This is a genomic window from Streptomyces sp. NBC_01428 (assembly GCF_036231965.1).
Lineage (GTDB): Bacteria > Actinomycetota > Actinomycetes > Streptomycetales > Streptomycetaceae > Streptomyces.
Genome location: NZ_CP109499.1, coordinates 1200219 through 1220016, shown reverse-complemented (window position 1 = coordinate 1220016; position 19798 = coordinate 1200219). Strand labels below are relative to the sequence as shown.

Annotated in this window: 13 protein-coding genes; 8 read left to right on the top strand and 5 right to left on the bottom strand. The window is 68.7% G+C overall.

Translation table 11 applies throughout. From position 1 onward, the window contains the following. Window positions 1–237 precede the first annotated feature (237 nt). From OG406_RS05245 to OG406_RS05235, 3 genes are all read left to right on the top strand, one after another. Window positions 238–1959 carry a discoidin domain-containing protein gene (locus tag OG406_RS05245; RefSeq protein ID WP_329184331.1) on the top strand — a complete coding sequence of 574 codons (1722 nt, stop codon included), beginning with the start codon at window positions 238–240 and terminating at the stop codon, window positions 1957–1959. A gap of 144 nt (window positions 1960–2103) precedes the next feature. Then, a complete protein-coding gene (locus tag OG406_RS05240) occupies window positions 2104–3474 on the top strand; it encodes a DUF1996 domain-containing protein (RefSeq protein ID WP_329184329.1) in 1371 nt (456 codons plus the stop codon). A gap of 11 nt (window positions 3475–3485) precedes the next feature. After that, the gene (locus OG406_RS05235) at window positions 3486–4061 is read left to right on the top strand and encodes a DUF305 domain-containing protein (protein WP_329184327.1); all 576 of its coding nucleotides are present in this window, start codon (window positions 3486–3488) and stop codon (window positions 4059–4061) included. A gap of 384 nt (window positions 4062–4445) precedes the next feature. On the opposite strand, the gene OG406_RS05230 is transcribed toward OG406_RS05235, so the two are convergent. The 4 genes from OG406_RS05230 to OG406_RS05215 form a co-directional block, all read right to left on the bottom strand. Continuing rightward, complete coding sequence (locus tag OG406_RS05230) at window positions 4446–6089, bottom strand: M4 family metallopeptidase (RefSeq protein WP_329184325.1); 1644 nt, start codon at window positions 6087–6089, stop codon at window positions 4446–4448. Between the two features lie 504 nt (window positions 6090–6593). Next, window positions 6594–7970: an MFS transporter gene (locus tag OG406_RS05225; protein ID WP_329184323.1), complete on the bottom strand. Its 1377-nt coding sequence runs from the start codon at window positions 7968–7970 to the stop codon at window positions 6594–6596. Further along, on the bottom strand, window positions 7967–9979 hold the full coding sequence (locus OG406_RS05220; protein ID WP_329184320.1) for a PEP/pyruvate-binding domain-containing protein: 2013 nt from the start codon (window positions 9977–9979) through the stop codon (window positions 7967–7969). The genes OG406_RS05225 and OG406_RS05220 overlap by 4 nt, the downstream gene beginning before the upstream one ends. Beyond that, the gene (locus OG406_RS05215; RefSeq protein WP_329184318.1) at window positions 9976–11349 is read right to left on the bottom strand and encodes an ATP-grasp domain-containing protein; all 1374 of its coding nucleotides are present in this window, start codon (window positions 11347–11349) and stop codon (window positions 9976–9978) included. Before OG406_RS05215 ends, OG406_RS05220 begins: the two co-directional genes overlap by 4 nt. A gap of 300 nt (window positions 11350–11649) precedes the next feature. On the opposite strand from OG406_RS05215, the gene OG406_RS05210 reads away from it, so the two are divergent. The 4 genes from OG406_RS05210 to OG406_RS05195 all read left to right on the top strand — a co-directional run bounded on the left by OG406_RS05210 (window position 11650) and on the right by OG406_RS05195 (window position 15154). Next, a complete protein-coding gene (locus tag OG406_RS05210; protein ID WP_266618230.1) occupies window positions 11650–12690 on the top strand; it encodes a helix-turn-helix transcriptional regulator in 1041 nt (346 codons plus the stop codon). Between the two features lie 344 nt (window positions 12691–13034). Further along, on the top strand, window positions 13035–13397 hold the full coding sequence (locus tag OG406_RS05205; RefSeq protein ID WP_323178242.1) for a MarR family winged helix-turn-helix transcriptional regulator: 363 nt from the start codon (window positions 13035–13037) through the stop codon (window positions 13395–13397). Then, window positions 13394–14827 carry an MFS transporter gene (locus tag OG406_RS05200; RefSeq protein WP_329184316.1) on the top strand — a complete coding sequence of 478 codons (1434 nt, stop codon included), beginning with the start codon at window positions 13394–13396 and terminating at the stop codon, window positions 14825–14827. The genes OG406_RS05205 and OG406_RS05200 overlap by 4 nt, the downstream gene beginning before the upstream one ends. A gap of 33 nt (window positions 14828–14860) precedes the next feature. Further along, window positions 14861–15154: a DUF1330 domain-containing protein gene (locus OG406_RS05195; protein ID WP_267049383.1), complete on the top strand. Its 294-nt coding sequence runs from the start codon at window positions 14861–14863 to the stop codon at window positions 15152–15154. A gap of 462 nt (window positions 15155–15616) precedes the next feature. On the opposite strand, the gene OG406_RS05190 is transcribed toward OG406_RS05195, so the two are convergent. Next, complete coding sequence (locus OG406_RS05190) at window positions 15617–16369, bottom strand: hypothetical protein (RefSeq protein ID WP_329184314.1); 753 nt, start codon at window positions 16367–16369, stop codon at window positions 15617–15619. Window positions 16370–17488: 1119 nt separating this feature from the next. On the opposite strand from OG406_RS05190, the gene OG406_RS05185 reads away from it, so the two are divergent. Beyond that, window positions 17489–19792 carry a bifunctional glycosyltransferase/CDP-glycerol:glycerophosphate glycerophosphotransferase gene (locus OG406_RS05185; protein WP_329184313.1) on the top strand — a complete coding sequence of 768 codons (2304 nt, stop codon included), beginning with the start codon at window positions 17489–17491 and terminating at the stop codon, window positions 19790–19792. Window positions 19793–19798: the final 6 nt, after the last annotated feature.

Genomic DNA, 19798 nt, shown 5'->3' with positions numbered 1-19798 from the left:
AGCAGCGTATCCGCAGGCCGGACGGCTCAGACCTGCTTGATGGCCTGAATCGCTTTGCGGTACACCGTGCCTGTTTGCCGTGAGGGGGCGGCCTTCAGGAACCGCTCCCTCAGTACGTGAGGCGATCATGGCGCTCAAATTTCTTGGTGGCCAACGGACTTGACAGTGTCTGACGCCCCCTCCATTCTCCCCTCAGGGAGCGCTCCCTCGCCTCAAACCCCACTTGAGGAGTCGCAGATGCAAACGCTCGTCCGTAGATTTGGCCTCTTCTTGGCAGTTGCTGCTTCGCTGATTGCTTTCGTCGCACTGCCCGCCCCACCCGCTCAGGCGGCCGAGGTCCTGCTCTCGCAGGGCAAGGCCGCCACCGCCTCGAGCGCCGAAGGACCCTTCGACGCCCGCAACGCCGTCGACGGCGACCCGGGCACCCGGTGGTCCAGCGCATTCACCGATCCGCAGTGGATCCAGATCGACCTCGGGTCCAGCGCGAAAATCAGTCGTGTCACGCTCAACTGGGAGGCTGCGTACGGCAAGGCGTTCCGGATCGAGGTCTCGGACAACGCGCAGGAGTGGACGGTCGTCCACCAGACGACCACGGGCACAGGCGGTACCCAGAGCCTGGCCGTGACCGGCACGGGCCGCTACGTACGGATGTACGGCACGCAGCGCAGCACCCAATACGGCTACTCGCTGTGGGAGTTCCAGGTGTACGGCACCGACGGCTCGGGTGGCACGGGTGGCACCGGCACCCTCCTCTCGTACGGCAGGACGGGCGCCGCCTCCTCCTCCCAGACCGATCAGAACTGCTGGGAGTGCACGCCCGCCCGGGCCTTCGACCGCGATCCGGCCTCTCGCTGGGCGACCAGCACCACCACGGGATGGACCGATCCCGGCTGGATCTCCGTCGATCTGGGCGCGACCGCGCAGATCAGCAAGGTCGTCCTCCAGTGGGATCCCGCCTACGCCAAGTCCTTCCAGATCCAGGTCTCGCCGAACGGTCAGGACTGGACCCCCATCTATTCGACGACGTCCGGCACGGGATTCAAACAGACACTGGCCGTCTCCGGCACCGGTCGCTACGTGCGCATGTACGGCACGGAACGTGCCACCCCGTACGGCTACTCGCTGTGGGAGTTCCAGGTCTACGGCACCGGTGGCGATCCGCTGCCGGCGCCGCCCCTGCCGAGCGACCCCGCGAACCCGCCACGGCTGGTGTGGAGCGACGAGTTCGACGGTGCCGCGGGAAACAAGCCGGACGCTTCGAAGTGGCGAGCCGATCCGGGGACCGGGCAGAACGGTGAACTGGAGTACTACACCGACCACCGCAACGCGGCGATGGACGGATCCGGGCACCTGGTCATGGAGGCACGCAAGGAGGCCACCGCGGGATCGTCGTGCCCGAGCGACCCTCTGAGCGGCAGTACCACCTGCCAGTACACCTCGGCGCGCATGAACACGGGCGCCTCCTTCCAGTTCACCTACGGACGCGTCGAAGCACGCATCAAGGTCCCCAAGGGCAACGGACTGTGGCCCGCGTTCTGGATGATGGGTGCCGACTTCCTGACCGGCCGGCCGTGGCCGTACAACGGTGAGGTCGACATCATGGAGATTCTCGGCAAGGACGTGAAGACCGCCTACTCGACGGTCCACGCACCCGCCTACAACGGCGGAGGCGGAATCGGCTCACCCTACAAGCTGCCCCAGAGCGCGGACTTCTCCGCCGACTTCCACACCTGGGCCGCCGACTGGAACAGCAAGGGCATCACCTTCAGCCTCGACGGCCAGACCGTGTTCACCCTGGACAAGGAACAGGTGGAACAGACCCGAGGGCCGTGGATCTTCGACCACCCGCACTACATGATCCTCAACCTCGCGGTCGGCGGCGACTGGCCCGGCCCGACCGACGCCACCACCCCCTTCCCGGCCAGGATGCTCGTCGACTACGTACGGGTCTACCAATAGACACCGGCCGACGTCCGCGAACATCCAAGCCGCTCGGTCCGTCCCCCCGTACGACGACCGAAGCCACCCGGATCTCCGAACAGTCACCCCCTCCTCCCACCACCTCTCCAGCTCTTCACCCCCGACGCACGTGAAGGAAGTGAGATGCACAGACAACCCGCACGTCTGTACACGCTGTTAGTGGAAGCGCTGGTGGTCGCCCTGGCCGCGGCCTTGAGCCTGACCGTCTCCACCCAGCAGGCGCGAGCCGCCACGGTCACCGTCCAGGCCGAGTCCTACGCCGCCCAGTCAGGGGTCGCCCTGGAAGGGACCGCGGACGCGGGAGGAGGGCAGAACGCGGCGTTCCTCGCCGACGGCGACTGGATGCGCTTCGACAACGTCGACCTCGGAACCGCCGGCCGGCTGACCGTATCGGCGCGGATCGCCTCCGCGGTCGGTACGGGCACGATCGAGCTGCGCACCACCAGCGCGACCGGACCGCTCCTCGCCGTCCTGCAGACCGCCCCCACCGGCGGCTGGCAGAACTGGGCGACCCGGACCACCGACGTCACCACCCACCCCACCGGTCCGCAAACCGTCTTCGCCGTTCTCCGTAGCACGACACCCGGCGACTTCGTCAACATCAACTGGTTCTCCTTCGTCGGCGAAGGCAGCGGTCCGGCCGCGGGATGGGTGCCGATCGACCAAGCCAAGTGGAACGCCCAGGTGGCACAGTTCCGTGCGATGACGGCCGCGCCCGTGCCCGCCGACGTGGTCCGGGTTCCGGAGTTCAACGCCACCTGCGACTACAGCCACTCCAAGCAGGACGATCCCATCGTCCTGCCGAACCTGGCCGGCGCCTCCCACATGCACAGCTTCTTCGGCAACAAGAGCACCGACGCCTTCTCCACAGCCCAGTCGCTGCGCGGCAACGCCGCGACGACCTGCGCGCCTGCGGACGACCTCTCCGCGTACTGGATCCCCAGCCTGTACGAGGGCAACAAGGCCGTCGAACCGCAGAACATGATCGTCTACTACGGCTCCCGGCTGCCCGACCCTGCGGCGACCCTGCCCTTCCCCGAGGGATTCCGCATGATCGCGGGCGACGCCAAGGCGCAGACACCCACGCCGGCGGGGTCACCCGGGCAGTACTGGTGCGCCGGCGCGGGCGGCGAGATCGGCCGCAGCACCGACGGCAACTGGCCGGTCTGCGCCCCCACCGCCCATCTCACCCACCAACTCGTCTTCCCCGACTGCTGGGACGGCAAGAACCTCGACAGTCCCGACCACAAGTCCCACGTCGCCTACACCTACGACGGCAAGTGCAGTGGCGCCTATCCCGTCGCCATCCCCAACCTCTCCTTCGTGGTCAGCTACCCGACCAGCGGCAGCGCGGCGGGGCTCCGACTCGCCTCGGGCATGGCCTCCTCCATCCACGGTGACTTCTTCAACGCGTGGGAAAACGCCGCCCTGGGGCACCGCGTGAAGGACTGCATCGTTCAGAAGGCCAAGTGCAACTCCGCCGGCACCTTCTGACCCTGCGTCCGGTGTGCGCCACCGTCATGGCGCTGCTGGTTGTCGGCTGCACCTCGCAGCCGACAACCGGCACGTCGTCCCGGACCGGCGCACCGCCGACGACAGCCTTCAGCCCGACCGACATCGCCTGGATCCAGTTGATGATCCCCATGGCCGAGCGTGCGCAGGCACTGACCGATCTCGCACCCTCCCACGCGGCAAGTCCGGCGCTGGAGGCACTGGCGGCCGACACCGGAACACAACTTCACGAAGACCAGAAGCGCCTCCACCGACTCCTGGACCTCTCCGGGGTTCCCGACAGCCGACCCCACGAAGGGCACAACATGCCCGGCATGGTCAGCCTCCCCACCATCGAGCGGGCAGGGACCCTGACCGGCAAGGCGTTCGACCAGCTCCTCGCAGAAGCACTGCACGCCCACCTCGCACAATCCGCGATGCTCTGTGCCGGCGAGCGGACCCAGGGGCACGCGGGCAAGGCGCAGGACCTGGCCGCCACCATCGCAAGGAACACGACCGCGCAGACCTCCCGGCTCAACGAGGTGCACCCGGCGGAGACGTCATCACCGGGCGGAGCCACGGCCGGGTGACCGGAGAGGAAGGATGACGAAACGGGGGTCGACGCACCGGCGGGTGCGTCGACCTCTGACGGAAGTCGGCGGGCGGCGGATTGGTAGGTTCCGCGTGTCCTTCGTCGTTGGGCGGGCACCGGGTGGGCATGACTTCGCTGCTTGTGGTGGCTTCCGGGCTGGCTCAGGACAACAGACCTGACGGCCCACCATGGTTGAAGTGGGCGTTCCTGGCGGTGTGGCTGGCGCTCGTCCCCTGGATCATTCACCGACTGCATCAGAGGGGGTACTTCAAGCGCCGCCGCTGACGCCTGCACCGACGGTGGGCAGCCGTGTGAGACAGCACAGGATGGCACCCGGGCCGTAGTCCTGGGTGCCATCCAGTGTGGGCGGGAGGGGGACGACTCAGTGCACGTCGACCCCGGTCCAGGCGGCCTCGACGGCCTTGTACTCGGCGCTGTCGGCGCCGTACAGGTCACCGGCCGCGGAGAGCGTGCCCTTGCGGGCGTCGGCGTAGTCGGTGGTGGACGTGAAGTAGGTCGTCAGTGCCTTGTACCAGATCTGGAGGGCCTTGTCCCGGCCGATGCCGGTGACCTTGGAGCCGTCCTTGGTCGGCGAGTCGTAGTCGACGCCGCCGATCGTCTTCGCGCCGCTGCCCTCGGACAGCAGGTAGAAGAAGTGATTGGCGACGCCGGACGAGTAGTGAACGTCCTCGTTGCCGACGGACGAGGTCCAGTAGTCGGCGGAACCGCCGTCCTTGCTCGGCTTGTCCATGTAGCGCAGCGGTGTGCCGTCGCCGTTGATGTCGATCTTCTCGCCGATGAGGTAGTCGCCGGCGTCGGTGCTGTTGTCCGCGGCGAACTCGACGCCGGTTCCCATGATGTCGCTCGTGGCCTCGTTCAGTCCGCCCGATTCACCGCTGTACTCCAGTCCGGCGGTGTTGGCGGTGACGCCGTGGCTCATCTCGTGGCCGGCGACGTCGAGCGAGGTCAGCGGGTCGCTGTCGTTGGTGCCGTCGCCGTAGGTCATGCAGAAGCAGCTGTCGTCCCAGAACGCGTTCACGTAGGCGTTGCCGTAGTGCACGCGGGAGTAGGCGGCCTTGCCGTCGTTCTTGATGCCGCTGCGCCCGAAGGTGTTCTTGTAGAAGTCCCAGGTCGCCTGCGCGCCGAAGGCGGCGTCCGCGGCGGCGGTCGCGGCGTTGGTGGTCTTCCCGTCGCCCCAGGTGTCGCTGTCCTGGGAGAACAGCGTGCCGGTGCCGTCCTGCTTGTGGTCCAGGTTGTAGGTCTTGTGGCCGCCGCGGGTGTCGTCGGTGAGGGTGTAGGACGAGCCCGACTGCGCGGTGGAGAGGTCGACCTTGCCGCTGTACTGGGTGTTGCCCACGCCGGTCTCGATGCCCTGGTACTGGAAGAGCTTCTTTCCCGTGGCGGCGTCGGTGACGACGTGCAGCTGGTTCGGCGTGCCGTCGTCCTGGAAGCCGCCGATGACGGTCTCGTAGGCGAGGACGGCCTTGCCGCTCGCCGCCCAGACGACCTTGCGCGGAGCCCGGTCGGTAGTGGGCTTCGCCGAGCCGTCCTTCTTCGCCAGGCTCAGTGCCTGCTTCTGCGCCGTGGGCGCGCCGATCCGCGGCGTGAGCGAGGCGAGCTTCAGCGTGGCCTTCGACGCTCTGCTGACGCCTTCGGTCCTGCCTGCCTCGGAGGTGTGCACGATCAGGTCGCCGCCGAGCACCGGGAGGCCTTCGTAGGTGCGCTCGTAGCGGGTGTGGACGGTGCCGTCGGCGTCCTTGACGACGTCCTTGACGACCAGTTTCTCCTTGGAGCCGAGACCTATGTTCTTCGTCGTCTCGGCGAGCCTGGCCTGCGCGTCGTGCAGGAGGCCGGTGCGGGCGGTGGCCGACAGCGCGACGGGTGCGGCAGCCGGCCGCGCGGAGTCGGCGGTGGGCAGGGGGGCGGCCGACGCGGTGAGCGAGGTGCTCATCAGGGCGGCTGCGGTGGCGACGGCGATGGATGCCGCGAGGGCCGCGTGCTGGTGGCGCGTGGTGCGGGAGGTCATGCGAGCTCCAGTTTCCGTGGGGGGATTTTCCGGCTGGTGTGGAGTCGGCCGGTGTGAGCTACATGAAGGGCACACCCCGAAAAGGCAGGGGCATGACAACAGGCGAAGGAGGTGCGCGATTCATCAATCCTCGACACTCCGGGGGCAGTTGGGTCTGACACCCAGAGACAACCTCAGTGATCGCGCTCGCGCCATGCATGGGGGTCACAAATGACAACAACCCCACGCGCCCTTCACATGCGACGCACAGCACGTTCCACCTGTGCATGCCGCGCGAATTGGTTGAACAGAGCCACCAGTGTGATGTGAAGACCGCTGCGCCCGCGGCGGCGGGCAACGGAGCCAGGCCCACCCTGACAACCTGCCGGTGACGCCCGGTCCTGCCGCTCGCCGCGGACAGGACGGGCAGCCGTCGGTGCCCGCCGCGGAGCCGAACACGGCACCACGGCAGGCACCTTGGGGAGCAGGTCGGCTTGCGTGCTCCCGCTCGGTCCCGGGCTCAGATCAGTGCCGCGGGGCCGCTCCCTCGTCGACGGGCAGCGCGACCGGCTCGTCCGCCGGGAGCGTCGTCGCCGCCTCCCTGGATCGCGGAACCGCGCCGTGAGCGGTGCCCGTTCCAGGAGCCGGCCGCGCCCGGTGCACGCGGCGCAGCGCCAAGTGAAGCACCAGGATCACCCCACACGTGACGGCGGCGGACTGCCACAGCAGCGCGTCGATCCGGTCCGCCGCCAGATAGGCACCCGCGGCCACCGCGGCCAGGGCGCACACCCCGCGGTCCACGATGCTCTCCACCGACAGCAGGGTGGCGCGCGGAGCGCCCTCGGGGATCGCGTCGTTGATGAGTTTGCGCTGTACCGGGTAGCAGAAGCCGGTGATCGCGGCGAAGGCGCAGAGCAGACCCACCACGGCCCAGGGGCCGCCGACGGCGGTGCCCGCCAGCGTGGCCGCGAGCCCCACGCTCAGCAGGGACACCCAGGCCGTGGGCGAGAGCCGCGACCCCAGCCACTGAGGCCGCGCCGAGGCGACCGCCTCGGCGACCGTCATCGCCGCGAGCACGCTGCCATGGCTGCCCTCACCGATGCCATGGTGCAGCAACACCGGCTGAAAGAGGTTGACCTGGCAGATCCGTGACAGCGTGAAGACGCCGACGCCCTGCACCATCAGCAGGGTCAGCCACGGCGACGACCGCAGCGCCCGCAACGCGGCTCCGGTGTCGCGCAGCAGCGCCGTGCCGCCCTGTCCGGAGCCGCTCTTCCCCGCGACCGGGTCGCGGGGAGCGAGCCGGGGCAGAGCCAGGGCGCATCCGAGGGAGCCTGCCGCGCTCGCTGCGCTCAGGACGTACGGAGACTGCGGAGCCAGCGTCATCAGCGGTCCGACGAGCGGCCAGCAGACCACCTTGGCGGCCAGTCCCAGAGCACGCGCCGTGCCCTCCGCGCGGAGATAGTGCGCGTCCGCCCCCTCCGCACGCAGGCCGTCGTACAGGCAGGCGCTGGCCGCCCCCGATGTCAGGGAGCGGCCGGCGGCGATGGCCAGGAAGTGGACGAGGAAGCCCGTGTAGGAGGGCGAGAACACCGGCATCATGTTCGCGGCGGTCATGACCGCCGCGCCCGCCCACAGGCAGTTGCGTGCCCCGATGCGGTCGGCGACGAGCCCGGTGGGGATCTCGAAGAGGCAGAAGGCGACGTAGTAGATGCTCTGGATGCCGAAGATCTGGCCGTCGGACAGGCCCGCGTCCCGCTGGTAGGCGTAGAAGACGGGCATCCACCACAGCAGATTGAACAGCAGCTGGAACCCGTTGTTGAGGCGGATCACACGGCGGGCGGCCGGGGTCAGATCCCTCTGGGGCGCGCGGCGCCGCAGGGGGAACGTACGGCGCCTCATCGGGCGTACGGGCGTACCTGGACCAGCTGGAACGCCCCCTCGTCCGTCATCAGCCACTCGATGTCCAGGGCGTCGTCGGGGTCGCCCGTGCTGAAGTGGGACTGCAACAGCCGCCCCGCCAGGGCCAGTCGGGCCAGCGCCGCTCGGGTGCCCGCTGCCAGGTCCGTGCCCGAGGATCCGACGGCCACGGTGCGGCCGCCGCCCTCCACCGTGTTGTACAGGTACTGGTGCGGCAGGACCGTGCCGTCCACCACGCGCTCGGGCGAACCGGGCGTGCAGTTGAGGTAGACGTTGCGGAAGTCCTCCCGGCGCGTGGGGTTGCAGGTGACCAGTACGCCGCCGAGGTCGGCCGGCGCGTACTCCTGGATGATCACCCCCATGTAGGTGTCGTCGAGCGAGATGCCCACCTGGTGCCGCATGCGCACGCTGCGCGGGGACAGCAGCGAGGCCCACACATGCACGACGGCGTCCAACAGCTGCCGCGCGCCGTGCACGGTCGTCACCGAGTCGTAGATCCCCGCCGCCGAGAACCCCGGCAGGTCCTCGGCGTTGGAGGAGGAACGCACCACGAGACGGCGGCCGTCGGCCAGCAGCTGCGGTACCGCTCCGGTGATGGCGCGCGTCACCTCGTCGGGCATCGGCGTGTTCCGCATCAGGTGCTGGAGATCCAGCGACAGCGAGTCGATCATGTCCAGCGCGTCGAGTTCGAGCGCCATCTTGAGCTTGCCTATGCCCTGTTGGAGGGCCGGCGACGACGTCAGGTAGAGATGGTGCAGGTGGAAGGGCAGTGCGACACCCCGCGGGGCCCGGACCGTCTGCGCCACGCGTTCGGCTGCCGAGGACCGGAGCCGCTCCAGGGGCGCTCCCGGTTCGTCGAGCCGCGAGCCGAGATGGGCGAGCAGGTCCGGCCGGGGCGGGCGGGGACGGGCGTAGAAGGCGGTCAGGTCCGCGGTGCGACTGTCCAGCACATGGTGCAGTTCACCGAGATGGGCGGCCTTGGTGCCGTAGCTGTCGCGGTCGTCGCTCCGCAGCCGGCGCAGTTCCATGATCGGCGCGTCCCCGATGAGCGGGGCGCCGAGGTGGATGCGCTGGGTGTCCCAGACCGGCCGCTCCAGCGCGGGAGCGCGGCTCAGCCGTTCCAGGGTGATGGTGTCCTCGCGTACGTGGTAGTCGACCCACGCGTCGTCCAGGCCGTGCCGTTCCACGAGATCGTCCAGGTCGCGGATGATCGCGTTCGGGATGCCCCAGCCCGAGGCCAGCACGTTCGTGTGCGAAAGCGGTGTCGTGGCGGCGGTGTTGATGAAGCCGGCCACTCGGGGCACGTCGTCGGGCAGGCCCGCCATGGCGACGATGTCCGACCAGCCCAAGGCGGCGGCGCCCGCGCGGTACTCCTGCGGGCTGCGGAAGTACCGCAGACGTCCCTGCGCCACGCCCGGGTTGAGGCAGGTCCGGGTGCGGTTGCCGAACAGCTCCTGGCTCAGGATCCTCGGGAGCCGGGCGTCGCTGACGGTGGCGAGTTCGTGCTCCTGGCCGTGGTTCGCCGGTTTCAGGAGCAACGGGAGGCGTCCGTCGACGCGGAGGCGTACGTAGTCGTAGAAGTCCTGGAGCAGGGGGCCTTGCATGGTGTCCGCCTCGGTCGTCTCCAGGACGAGGAAGGGCCGTTCGGCACCGTCGGTGTCCTCGTCGCTGTGCAACGAGAGGACTCCCAGCAGGAAGCGGCGGTCCGGAGCCATGTACACCGAGGCGTTGAAGGCGTCCAGCTCCGCGTCGAGCTGCTGCGGTGTCATGCCGAGGACACGCGTGGCGATGTAGTCGACGTGGAAGGGGTGCACCCGGGTGTCCAGCAGATGCCAGGTGTCCTCGGCCCGGTCCACCACGACCTTCAGGTACGGGTGCCCGGCGAGCACGCCGGACAGCGTGCGGAACAGGGGCAGCGACAGATTGGCCCCGACGACGGTACCGTCGCCCGCCGCGTCGGGGGCGCGGGTCTCGCCCTGTGCGAGCGTCATGCGCGAGCCTCCTCGGCGGCGTCGGCCCGCAGGATGTCCGGCAGGGCCTCCACCAGGGCGCTGAAGTCGCTGACGACCGTCTGCGGCCGGTCGGCCGACAGCAGACACAGCCCGGCCATGGTGTTGGCGCCGCCCGCCGGGTCGTAGACCGGTACCGGCGAGCCGTCCGGCAGGGAGCTCTCCCGGACCACGGACAGCGTGCTGTCCGCGCCGACCGGTGCCTCGCGGACCACCGTCGAGGAGTCCCACCGGCCCCGCCGCGCCCACGGGGTGCCGTCGCTGTTGACCGCGAGCACCACCAGCGAGCCCGCCGCGCGCTCGGTGTCCGCGGGCGTCAGCGCGCAGGCGGGCCACGCGGGCGAACGGCCGAGCAGCTGATCGGTGAACAGACCCACCAGATCGAGGCCGAAGACCTCCTCGATCTGCGGCACGGTCATCGCCCCGCCGAACCGCGCGGCCGTCTCGATGACCCACATCCGGCCGTCCGCTCCGAGTTTGATCTCCGTGTGGGTGCCGCAGTTCTCCAGCCCCAACGCGTCCACGGACTGCCGGGCAAGCTCCACGATCCTGTCCTGCGCTCCGCTCCCGACGGCGGCCGGCGTGATGCCGGCGCGCTCGGTGAACGGCGCCACCGTCGGCATCCGCCCGCTCAGGCAGACCGGCCGGAACTCACCGTCGACGACGGCGCCTTCGACGCTCACGTAGTCGCCCCAGCCGGGGCCGTCGAACCACTCCTCGGCCCGGCCGGTCACGATCTCCTCGACGATGAAGTCCTCCGACGCGCCCTGCACGTGCAGTTCGGCGAAGCCGAGCTGTGCCGACTCCGCCATCACCTGACGCGAGCGGTGCCAGGCGTGCCGCGCCTGCCCGGGCTCGTCGATGATCTGGTGCGCGGTCGACCCCGCACTCCAGGCGGACTTGAGTAGTAGAGGACATGACAACTCGATGGTTGCCTGGTCCAGTTCGGCGAGGCTCGCGACGGCACGGAAACGGGGCTGCGGTACACCGCGGCGATCCCAGGTGGCACGCATCAGCCGTTTGTCACGGGCGAGGGACGCGGCGGCTCCGGCACCCCTCAGGCCGAGCAGTCGGCACGCCTCCGCCACCGCGACCACCGCGTACTCGGAGAAGGTGAGGACCGCGTCCGCCCCCACCTCGCGGGCGCGGGCGGTGATCAACTCGACCAGATCCCGCCGCTCCGTCCCGGGCGGCGTGACGACCGAGGCACACAGGCGCGCCGCGTCGTCCGCCACCTCGACGGGCAGCTCGCTCAGTGCCAGCAGGTGCACCGGGGACCTCGCGGCGACCCGCGCTAAGGCATGACCCACCGGGGGGCCGCCCTTGGCATGCACGTACAGCACCTGGCTCATGTGGATCCATCTCCTTCGAAGTCGACGTACTCGCTGTCGGGAGCACTCACGTCCGCCCGGTGCGCCTTGCTCAAGCGAACCAGTCCCAACTCGCCTTCCAGCGGCCGTAGAACGCGAACCACTCAGGCAAATGCCCTATGCGTGTCCGTGATCGGCGTCATGTGAAGATGCCGTGATGCGCTAGCGAACGGGCGGTGCAGAGCGTGAGCGTGCCCGGCCTCCCCGACTTCCCAGGGTGCTACGGCTTACACATGAGATGTCACCCAACGTCACATCGTGCGGCATTCAAGGAGTTGGATCGTGAACGAGACGGAATTCAAGGCGTGGCCGGTTCACATGACGGGTCCACCCGGCCAGAACCCGTTCGGCGCCCTCGCCGAACTCGCTCCGGCCGCCGCGTTCATGCGCGACAGCGCCGGCCGATACGTGTGGGCCAACCACGCCTACGCCCACCTGTACGGCACGACACGCGACGCGGTGATCGGCCGCCATCTGTCGGACCTCGACGAGCCCGCCGACGTCGGCCGCTTTCTCGCCATGGACCAACAGGTGCTCACCGACGGCAAATCCGTGCGGCACGCCCTCACCTACCGGCGCCCCGACGGATCCTCCGCCCACGCGGCGGGCTATCGATTCCCCGTCCACTGGGGTGCGGAACACTGCGTCGCGGGCATCTACGTCGATGTCACGGACTACGTCCGGGTGATGGACCAACGACACCGGGCCGAGGCGGACTTGCACGCACTCCGTGACCAGAGCGGGGTGGCCTGCGTCCGGCTTTCCCCCGATGGCCGGGTGAGCGAGGCCGGCACCGCCACGGCGGAGATCCTGCGCCTCCGCCTCTCCGATCTGACCGGCCTGCGCGCCGACTCCCTTCTCGCCGACACTCCCGACCGCGTCGACCTGCTCCGGGCCTGGGACGACCTGATCACGGGCCGACGCAGGAGCGCCCAGGCCTCAGCGGTGATCGTCGACGGAGAAGGCTGGCAGCGCAGGGCTCGCATTCGGCTCACCACGGTCGGCACGACGGCGCCGGGCGTGCGGGGCGTGTGGGCCGTCGCCACCCACCTGGGCCGACGCCTGCAGACCCAGCCTGCGCTGACCGCCGCGCAAGTGCGCATAGTCGCCCTGCTCGCGGCAGGCCGGAGCAATGCGGACATCGCCGAGGAACTGTGTCTGTCGCGCCAGACGGTGGACTATCACCTGAGTCGCCTGCGCGTCCTCCTGGAAGCACCGACTCGACCCGCCCTGGTCGCCCGGGCCTACGTCCTCGGCATCCTCTCGCCGCAGGCGTGGCCACCTCGCTCGCCCACGGCGGCTCATCCGTCCAGCCCGGTGTGACCGATCCGGGCAGCCTTGGGGGTGGGGTGGCGCGAGCACCCCCACCCCCCGTTGCCGGGGCGCGACGATGCCGAGTGGTCGGCCCTCCGGTTGGGGTTCGTCGCGCGGACGTTGGCGGAGTGCATGGCGTCGGTGACCGCATGGGTGGGGCCGAGGGCCTCGGCGCCCCAGGTCCGCACCGGGCGGTGCCGACGGCGTCAGTCGACCATTTCCATAGACTCTGAATATAAAAGGGCTATGCTTCGCGTATGAGTCGTCACGACACCGCTCCTGGCGCGTCCGCAGCCATCGGCGCAGCTCTCTACGGCCTGGCCACCAGGGCCGCGAGACGCCTGCCCCGGGACATGAGCCTGACGTCCGCCGCCACTCTGGCCACCCTGGACCGGACAGGCCCGCGGCGCATCACCGATCTGGCCGCGGTCGAGGGCGTCACCCAGCCCGCGATGACCACCCTGGTCCGGGTGATGGAGGAGTCCGGCCTGGTCGAGCGACGGGGCGACGTGTCCGACAAGAGGGTCACGCTCGTGTGCCTGACCGAGGCCGGCGCCTCCTATGTCCGGACGCGGCGCCAGGCGGGCGTCCACGCGTTCGAGCGGTTGATCGGCGAGCTCACCGGCGACGAGGTCGAGGCACTGGTGGCGGCCCTTCCGGCGCTCAAGCATCTGGCAGAGGTCGAAAACCAGGACCGCGAAGGGCCGCAACGGTGACCGGGCAGCCGGTCGGCGGGGTCGCGGCGAAGGCGTTCCCTGCGGCGCGTTCCGAGGCGCGGCTGCTCGTCCCCGCCCTGATGTTCATCGCGCTGGTCGTGTCCGCGGTCGCCAGCCTCGGGACGCCCCTCATCACCAGCGTGGCGACCTCGTTCCACGTCCCGCTCGGCAGCGCGCAGTGGACGCTGACCGTCGCGCTGCTCAGCGGCGCCGTCGCCACGCCGGTCCTGGGCCGGCTCGGAGCAGGCCCGCACCGTCGGGCCACGATCCTCGCCACGCTGGCGGTCGTCGTCGCCGGCAGCGCTCTCACCGTGCTCCCGCTGCCGTTCGCGTGGCTGCTGGCCGGCAGGGCGGCCCAGGGTGTCGGGCTCGGACTGACGGCGCTGATGATGGGCGTGGCCCGGGACCACCTCCCCGAGGAGCGCAGCGCGGCCGTGATCGCCCAGATCTCGGTGGTCTCGATCATCGGGGCCGGCGTCGGCTACCCGCTGGCCGCACTGCTCGCCGAGTTCGGCGGGGTACGGGCCGCCTACGGCTTCGGCCTGGTCGTCACCGCCGCCGCCCTCCTGACCGCGTGGCGCTCCATGCCCGAAGCCCCCCAAGGCCGTTCCGCCCACGTGGACGTCGCCGGCGCGATCGTCCTGGCCGCCGCGCTGGTCCTGGTGCTGTTCCTCGCCGGCGAACGGGATCTGTGGAGCCGGCACCTCGTCGTGGCGGCGGGCCTCGCCGTCGTCGCGGTGGCGCTGCTCTGCGTCTGGGTCGTCATCGAGCTGCGCAGCACGACACCCCTGGTCGATGTCCGGGCGGTGCGGCACCCGGCGGTCGCCGGGGCGAACCTCGCCATGTTCGTCGGCGGGATCGGCATGTACCTCCTGCTCACGCTCATCACCCGGTACGCGCAGACGCCGCAGGGCGCCGGCTACGGCTTCGGGCTGACGACCTTCGTCGCCGGGCTGGTCCTCATCCCGTTCTCGGTGCTGGGGTTCGTCGCGGGCAAGCTCAGGCCGCGGGTCCGGACGCGGACAGCCGACCCCCTGCTCCTGGCCGGTAGCGCCGTCGTGGTCGGCGGCGGGTTCGCCCTGTTCGCGGCGGCCCGGTCGGACCTGGCCGAACTGTTCGCGGCGATGGGCGTGCTCGGCTTCGGCGTCGGCGGCTTCTCGGCCGCGATGCCCGGCGTCATCCTGGCCGTCACCCCCAAGAGCGAGACGTCGAGCGCCATGAGCTTCAACTACGTCGTCCGCAGCGTCGGCTACTCCCTGGGCAGCGCGTTCGGCGGCCTGATCCTCGCCGCGGGCACCGGCCCCGGCCACCTCTTCCCCGACGACAGTGCCTACACCACCGCGGCGCTGGTCGGCATCGGCGCCATGGCGATCACGACGCTGACAAGCCTCGCGCTCGCCCGCCGACGCTCGTCCGAGACCACCCCGTAAGTCGGATGCACTCATTTCAACAATGGAGGTTCCATGCCCAAGGGCTACTGGGTCAGCGCCTACCGCACCATTGCAGACCCTGAGAAACTGGCTGCCTACAACAAGCTGGCCGGTCCGGCCGTCGCGGCCGGGGGCGGCCGTGTCCTCGTCCGTGGCGGTCGGGTCGTGGCGCACGACGCCGGAATCGCCGAGCGCACCGTCCTGATCGAGTTCGACAGCTACGAGCAGGCCGTCGCGGCACACGAGAGTGCGGCCTACCAGGAGGCGCTGGTCGTGCTCTCCGACGGCGTCGAGCGCGACTTCCGCATCGTCGAAGGCATCGACTGACCGAGGTCCGGTCGGAGCTTCACTGAAGGCGGGCCGACCCGGCCCGGTGGACGTCGCCGACGCGCAGGCCCGAGGGGCTCGTCGAGCCGGGAGCAGACCTTGGTCGCATGACCTGGCCAACCGTCGTTGGCCCTCCGGCAGGCTTACGAATCCTCGGGTGCTGTCGGTCTACCACCAGTGTTTCCAAGACGCTGGTGCGCAACCGCGCCTTCAATTCGTCGGCGCTACGGTCGGGTCCAGCCTTTCGCCGTCGTCGAGAGGTCTGGGGCCCGTCCACTCCGGCCGGAGGCCCGGGGCCACCTTTCTGCCGACAGCACCCCTGAGCATCGAAATCCATGAGCCACTCGGCGACATCCGCTGTCGCGGACGCCGACATCGCCGTGGACCTTGGTCATCGGGCGGATCCCGCGTTCGGGAGAACGCACACGCTCCGGTGAACTCGAACGAGGTATCGCCGAAAGGTCACAGCTCTGACGGTGTCGAGATTGGTGCCCAGCCGCCTCGGTGTTCGCGCCACGCGGCTCTGAGGGCTTCGAGCTCGGTGCGGGGGAAGTGCTCACCCCACTTGCCGCGGTACGTGCTTTCGCCGTACTCCCGCACGATCTCGTCGAAGCAACGGATCACTGTTCGGGCAACGACGTCGATGGTCTGCTGAGTGGACCAGATTTCGGTCCCTCTGTTGTCGTGGTCCCTGCCGTCGGCCAGCTCCAGCAGGCGGATCCACACGTTGGTGTCTTCACGATGGAAGACCCAGCGGAAGGCAGTGGGCTCGGCCTCGAACTGTGCTCGGCACTCCGTCTCGCCGACGACCAGGCGCGTTACTGCCGTCAAGAGTTCTTCGGGGCCGGCAGTGACATAGGAGACCGTGACTTCGACTTCCGCACGGTCGTCACTGACCGTGCAGTCGGCCCAACCGTGTCCGGACAGGACCCAGACGAGTCGCAGGTGGACCATCGTCGACTCCTCTTCGGTCGCGGGTTCCCGAACTGACCAGCGAGGTCCTCCGGAACCCGTCCGAGTCTGGCGGATGAAGTGCCCGGTGACCAGCAGATCTAGCTGCTCCCCGGCCGATGCTCGGGGATCGGGCAGGCGCCCGTCGTCGACACGGTCTGCGAGATGGATCAGCGTCGAATCGGTCGTCATCCCGCATGCAGCGCCGCCGAGTTCGAGGTCCATGGTGTTCACCAGGTCGAGGAGAGAGGTGCTGCGGATCATCCGTGGTGGGGAGCCATCAGCTCGGCCGGGCCACATCCAGATACAAGGTCATCGACGCGGATTCCGCGACGTGAGTATCGAATACTCACGCCTGGCGCTCGGGCTGCTGATCGAATGATCCAAGTGACGATCACCCCCCCCACACGAGTGATCACATCAGGCAGCTTCCCCGCACCGCGGCCCGCGGGCTGCGGTGCGGGGAAGCTGCCCAGTCGTCCACAGCCCGGCCTCTACTCGGCGGACACTCTGGATCGCCCTGTGAAGATTGTCCCTTTTGCTCATTACGTGTGGAGGACCGGTGCCGCTGTCGGCAGAGTTGCCACGTTTGCAGGCGACCCAGATGGTCGACGTGACACGGAGCTTGCCCTGCCTCCCGGCGCCGCGTACGCCCTGGGACGCGGCTCACTCCGAACGATGCCATGCACCCCAGCCGCAAGGATGAGTCTTCACCGGCACACAGCATCAGCCCGCCATCCTCGGTCGGTGAAGCCCGTGCCCGGTGACGAGTCATCTGTCTGGACTCTCATCGCGGGCGGAGGGCTTGCCCTGCGGTTGCCGGCACTGGCCGCCCAGTGACTCTCTCCGCGACTGGCGGAACGGCCCTTCGGCGGGCCCTCCCGGCATGGGCGCGCCATCGTGACGCCTTGCGACACCCTCGCCGCGTTGAGGAGAACATCGCGCGTGCCCCATGAATATCAAATTGCGCAGACAGGTTCCCTTTGTGTCCCCGTACCGATATCGACGTGCGATCTCTATCCGTTCCATCCCATGGCGTCGGAACAAGTCATCGGGCCCTTCGGGCGGATGGGCAGAGGAAGATCAGTGGTTTTCCCGTCGCTACTGCGAGAACTGCAGACGGGATAGCTCCGTTGAGCCGTCCGGTGACGGCCACGTCACATGCTTGCAGTGTGGCGACGTCGTCGAGCTCTGATGTTCCAGCCGTACCGGCCGGTGAAGCCACTTCCAGACGCCCGGGTTGACGCAAGGTGTCACACACCCCAGCGGCCGGGGGAGTTGCGCAGGATCGCAACTCGAGGCCGCAAGCTCCCAGCGATCCGCTCGGTGCCTCGATCGCCAAAGCGACGTTCATTCTGTTTCACAGCCCAGGAGTTCCAGCGCATGCCCGTCACGAATGAGAATGCCGAACCGACGTTCAGCGTGGTCGTCCCCGTCTACAAGGTTCAGGGATACCTGCGAGCATGTTTGGACTCCGTTCTCTCCCAGTCGTTCGACGACTTCGAAATTATCGCGATCAACGACGACTCGCCCGACGCCTGCGGCCGCATACTTGACGAGTACGCGAGCTTGGACGGGCGCGTCATACCAGTGCACTTGGAAGAGAACCACGGCATAGGAAAGGCCCGAGACGTCGGCGCCCTCAGAGCGCGCGGCGCATACATCCTCTTCCTGGACAGCGACGACACCCTCGCCGACGGCGCACTTCAGGCGATGGCTGAACGCTGTGAACTCACAGGCCGCCCCGACATCCTGCTGCTCAACCACGTCCGCACCTACTGGGACAACCGTATCCAGCCGAGCGCGGCCACCGAGATGCTGGAGAGCGCCGGCACAGGCGTGTTCACGGCGCTGGAACGTCCGGAGTTCCTCACCATGTTCGCCGTCGTGTGGAACCGCGCCTACCGCCGCGACTTCTACATCGACAACGGCTTCGTGTTCACGGACGGCATCTACGAGGACGCCTTGATGGTCTACAAGACCATGCTCACCGCCGAGCGCATCGCCGCTCTCGATCACGTCTGTGTCGAGTACCGCCAGCGCCGCCGGGGAAACTCCATGCGCACTCCGGGACGCAAGCACTTCGGGATCTTCGAGCAGTACGCCCGGCTCTTCGACTTCCTCGACGCCAACCCCCGTCTGGCGCCGGTCCGTGCCCTGCTGTTCGAGCGCATGGCCAGCCACTTCCTCTTCACCCTCGCCCGCCAGGACCGCATCCTCCCCAAGGACCGGAGCGACTTCTTCAAGCTGTCGTCCGAGCAGTACAGGCGTTACAGGCCGAGCGACTTCGCCATCCCTCAAGGGCCACAAGGCATCAGGTTCCAGATGCTGGAGCGGGGTTCCTACACGGCATACGCAGGGATGTCCTTCGCCACCGACAAACGACGCCAACTGCTCCGCGGCGCCACGAAGGCCAGGACCAGACTCGGCAAGACCGCCTACAACCGGCTGTACCAACTCCATCTTCGCCGCCCCGTCGACGAGAACCTCGCTGTCTACTCCGCCTACTGGAACCGCGGCGTCGCCTGCAACCCCGCGGCCATCTACCACAAGGCCAAGCAACTGGCGCCGAACGTGCACGGCGTCTGGATCGTCCGCAAGGAGTCGGTCGGGACCGTACCCGACGGCATCGACTTCGTCGTGGCGAACTCACCTCGCTACTGGGAGGTCATGGCCCGCGCCAAGTACCTCATCAACAACGTCAACTTCCCGAACAACTTCGTGAAACGCCCGGAACAGGTCCACCTGCAGACCCATCACGGCACGCCACTCAAACAGATGGGCATCGATCAGCAGCGCTTCCCCGCTGCGGGCAAAGGCATGAGCTTTGGCAAGATGCTGGAGCGAGCCGACAAGTGGGACCTCAGCCTGACTTCCAACCAGCACTCGACGGAGATCTGGGAACGCGTCTACCCCTGTGCCTTCGAGGCGATCGAGTACGGCTACCCGCGCAACGACGTCTACTTCAAAAGCACGGCACAGGACGTCAGCCGGATCCGCGCTGAACTCGGCATCGAAGAAGGCAAGACTGCCGTTCTCTACTGCCCCACGGTGCGCGACTACCAGAAGGGATACGTCCCCCGCATCGACCTGGAACGGTTCTGCCGTGAACTGGGCCCCGACTACATCTTGCTCGTACGCACCCACTACTTCTATGGCAGCGACCCCCGCCTGGCGGCACTGCAGGAGCGCGGCCTGGTCAAGGACGTGTCGAGGTATCCGGTCGTGGAGGACCTCTGTCTGGCAGCCGACGCGTTGATCACCGACTACTCCTCCATCATGTTCGACTACGCCTGCCTCGACCGCCCGATCATCACCTACGCGGATGACTGGGAGGTCTACCGCAAGGCGCGCGGCGTGTACTTCGACGTGCTCTCGCAGACTCCTGGCGAGACCCCCGGAGCGACGGCGACCACCGAGGACGAGCTGATCGAGACCTTTCGCTCGGGTGCCTGGAACGGCCCCGCGGCAGCTGAACTCCGGGCAGCCTTCCGCCGCCGATTCGTCCAGTACGACGACGGCAACGCAGCGGAGCGCATCGTCAAACACCTCTTCCTCACGGAGAAGGTCGCGATCCCTCCGGTGCTCCCACTGCAGGAGCGAACGCCGGCTCCCGCGCCAGCCGTGGCGGCCCAGGCGCCCCGTCCTGGCCGGCCCCCGGCAGACACAGCCCTGAGCCGCGCCTGAAGCCCA

Excerpts from the sequence above, each read along its gene's own strand:
- OG406_RS05220 (WP_329184320.1), bottom strand. The coding sequence starts at position 9,979 with ATGACGCTCGCACAGGGCGAGACCCGCGCCCCCGACGCGGCGGGCGAC.
- OG406_RS05225 (WP_329184323.1), bottom strand. The coding sequence starts at position 7,970 with ATGAGGCGCCGTACGTTCCCCCTGCGGCGCCGCGCGCCCCAGAGGGAT.
- OG406_RS05230 (WP_329184325.1), bottom strand. The coding sequence starts at position 6,089 with ATGACCTCCCGCACCACGCGCCACCAGCACGCGGCCCTCGCGGCATCC.
- OG406_RS05215 (WP_329184318.1), bottom strand. The coding sequence starts at position 11,349 with ATGAGCCAGGTGCTGTACGTGCATGCCAAGGGCGGCCCCCCGGTGGGT.
- OG406_RS05245 (WP_329184331.1), top strand. The coding sequence starts at position 238 with ATGCAAACGCTCGTCCGTAGATTTGGCCTCTTCTTGGCAGTTGCTGCT.
- OG406_RS05240 (WP_329184329.1), top strand. The coding sequence starts at position 2,104 with ATGCACAGACAACCCGCACGTCTGTACACGCTGTTAGTGGAAGCGCTG.
- OG406_RS05195 (WP_267049383.1), top strand. The coding sequence starts at position 14,861 with ATGCCCAAGGGCTACTGGGTCAGCGCCTACCGCACCATTGCAGACCCT.
- OG406_RS05190 (WP_329184314.1), bottom strand. The coding sequence starts at position 16,369 with ATGATCCGCAGCACCTCTCTCCTCGACCTGGTGAACACCATGGACCTC.
- OG406_RS05205 (WP_323178242.1), top strand. The coding sequence starts at position 13,035 with ATGAGCCTGACGTCCGCCGCCACTCTGGCCACCCTGGACCGGACAGGC.
- OG406_RS05185 (WP_329184313.1), top strand. The coding sequence starts at position 17,489 with ATGCCCGTCACGAATGAGAATGCCGAACCGACGTTCAGCGTGGTCGTC.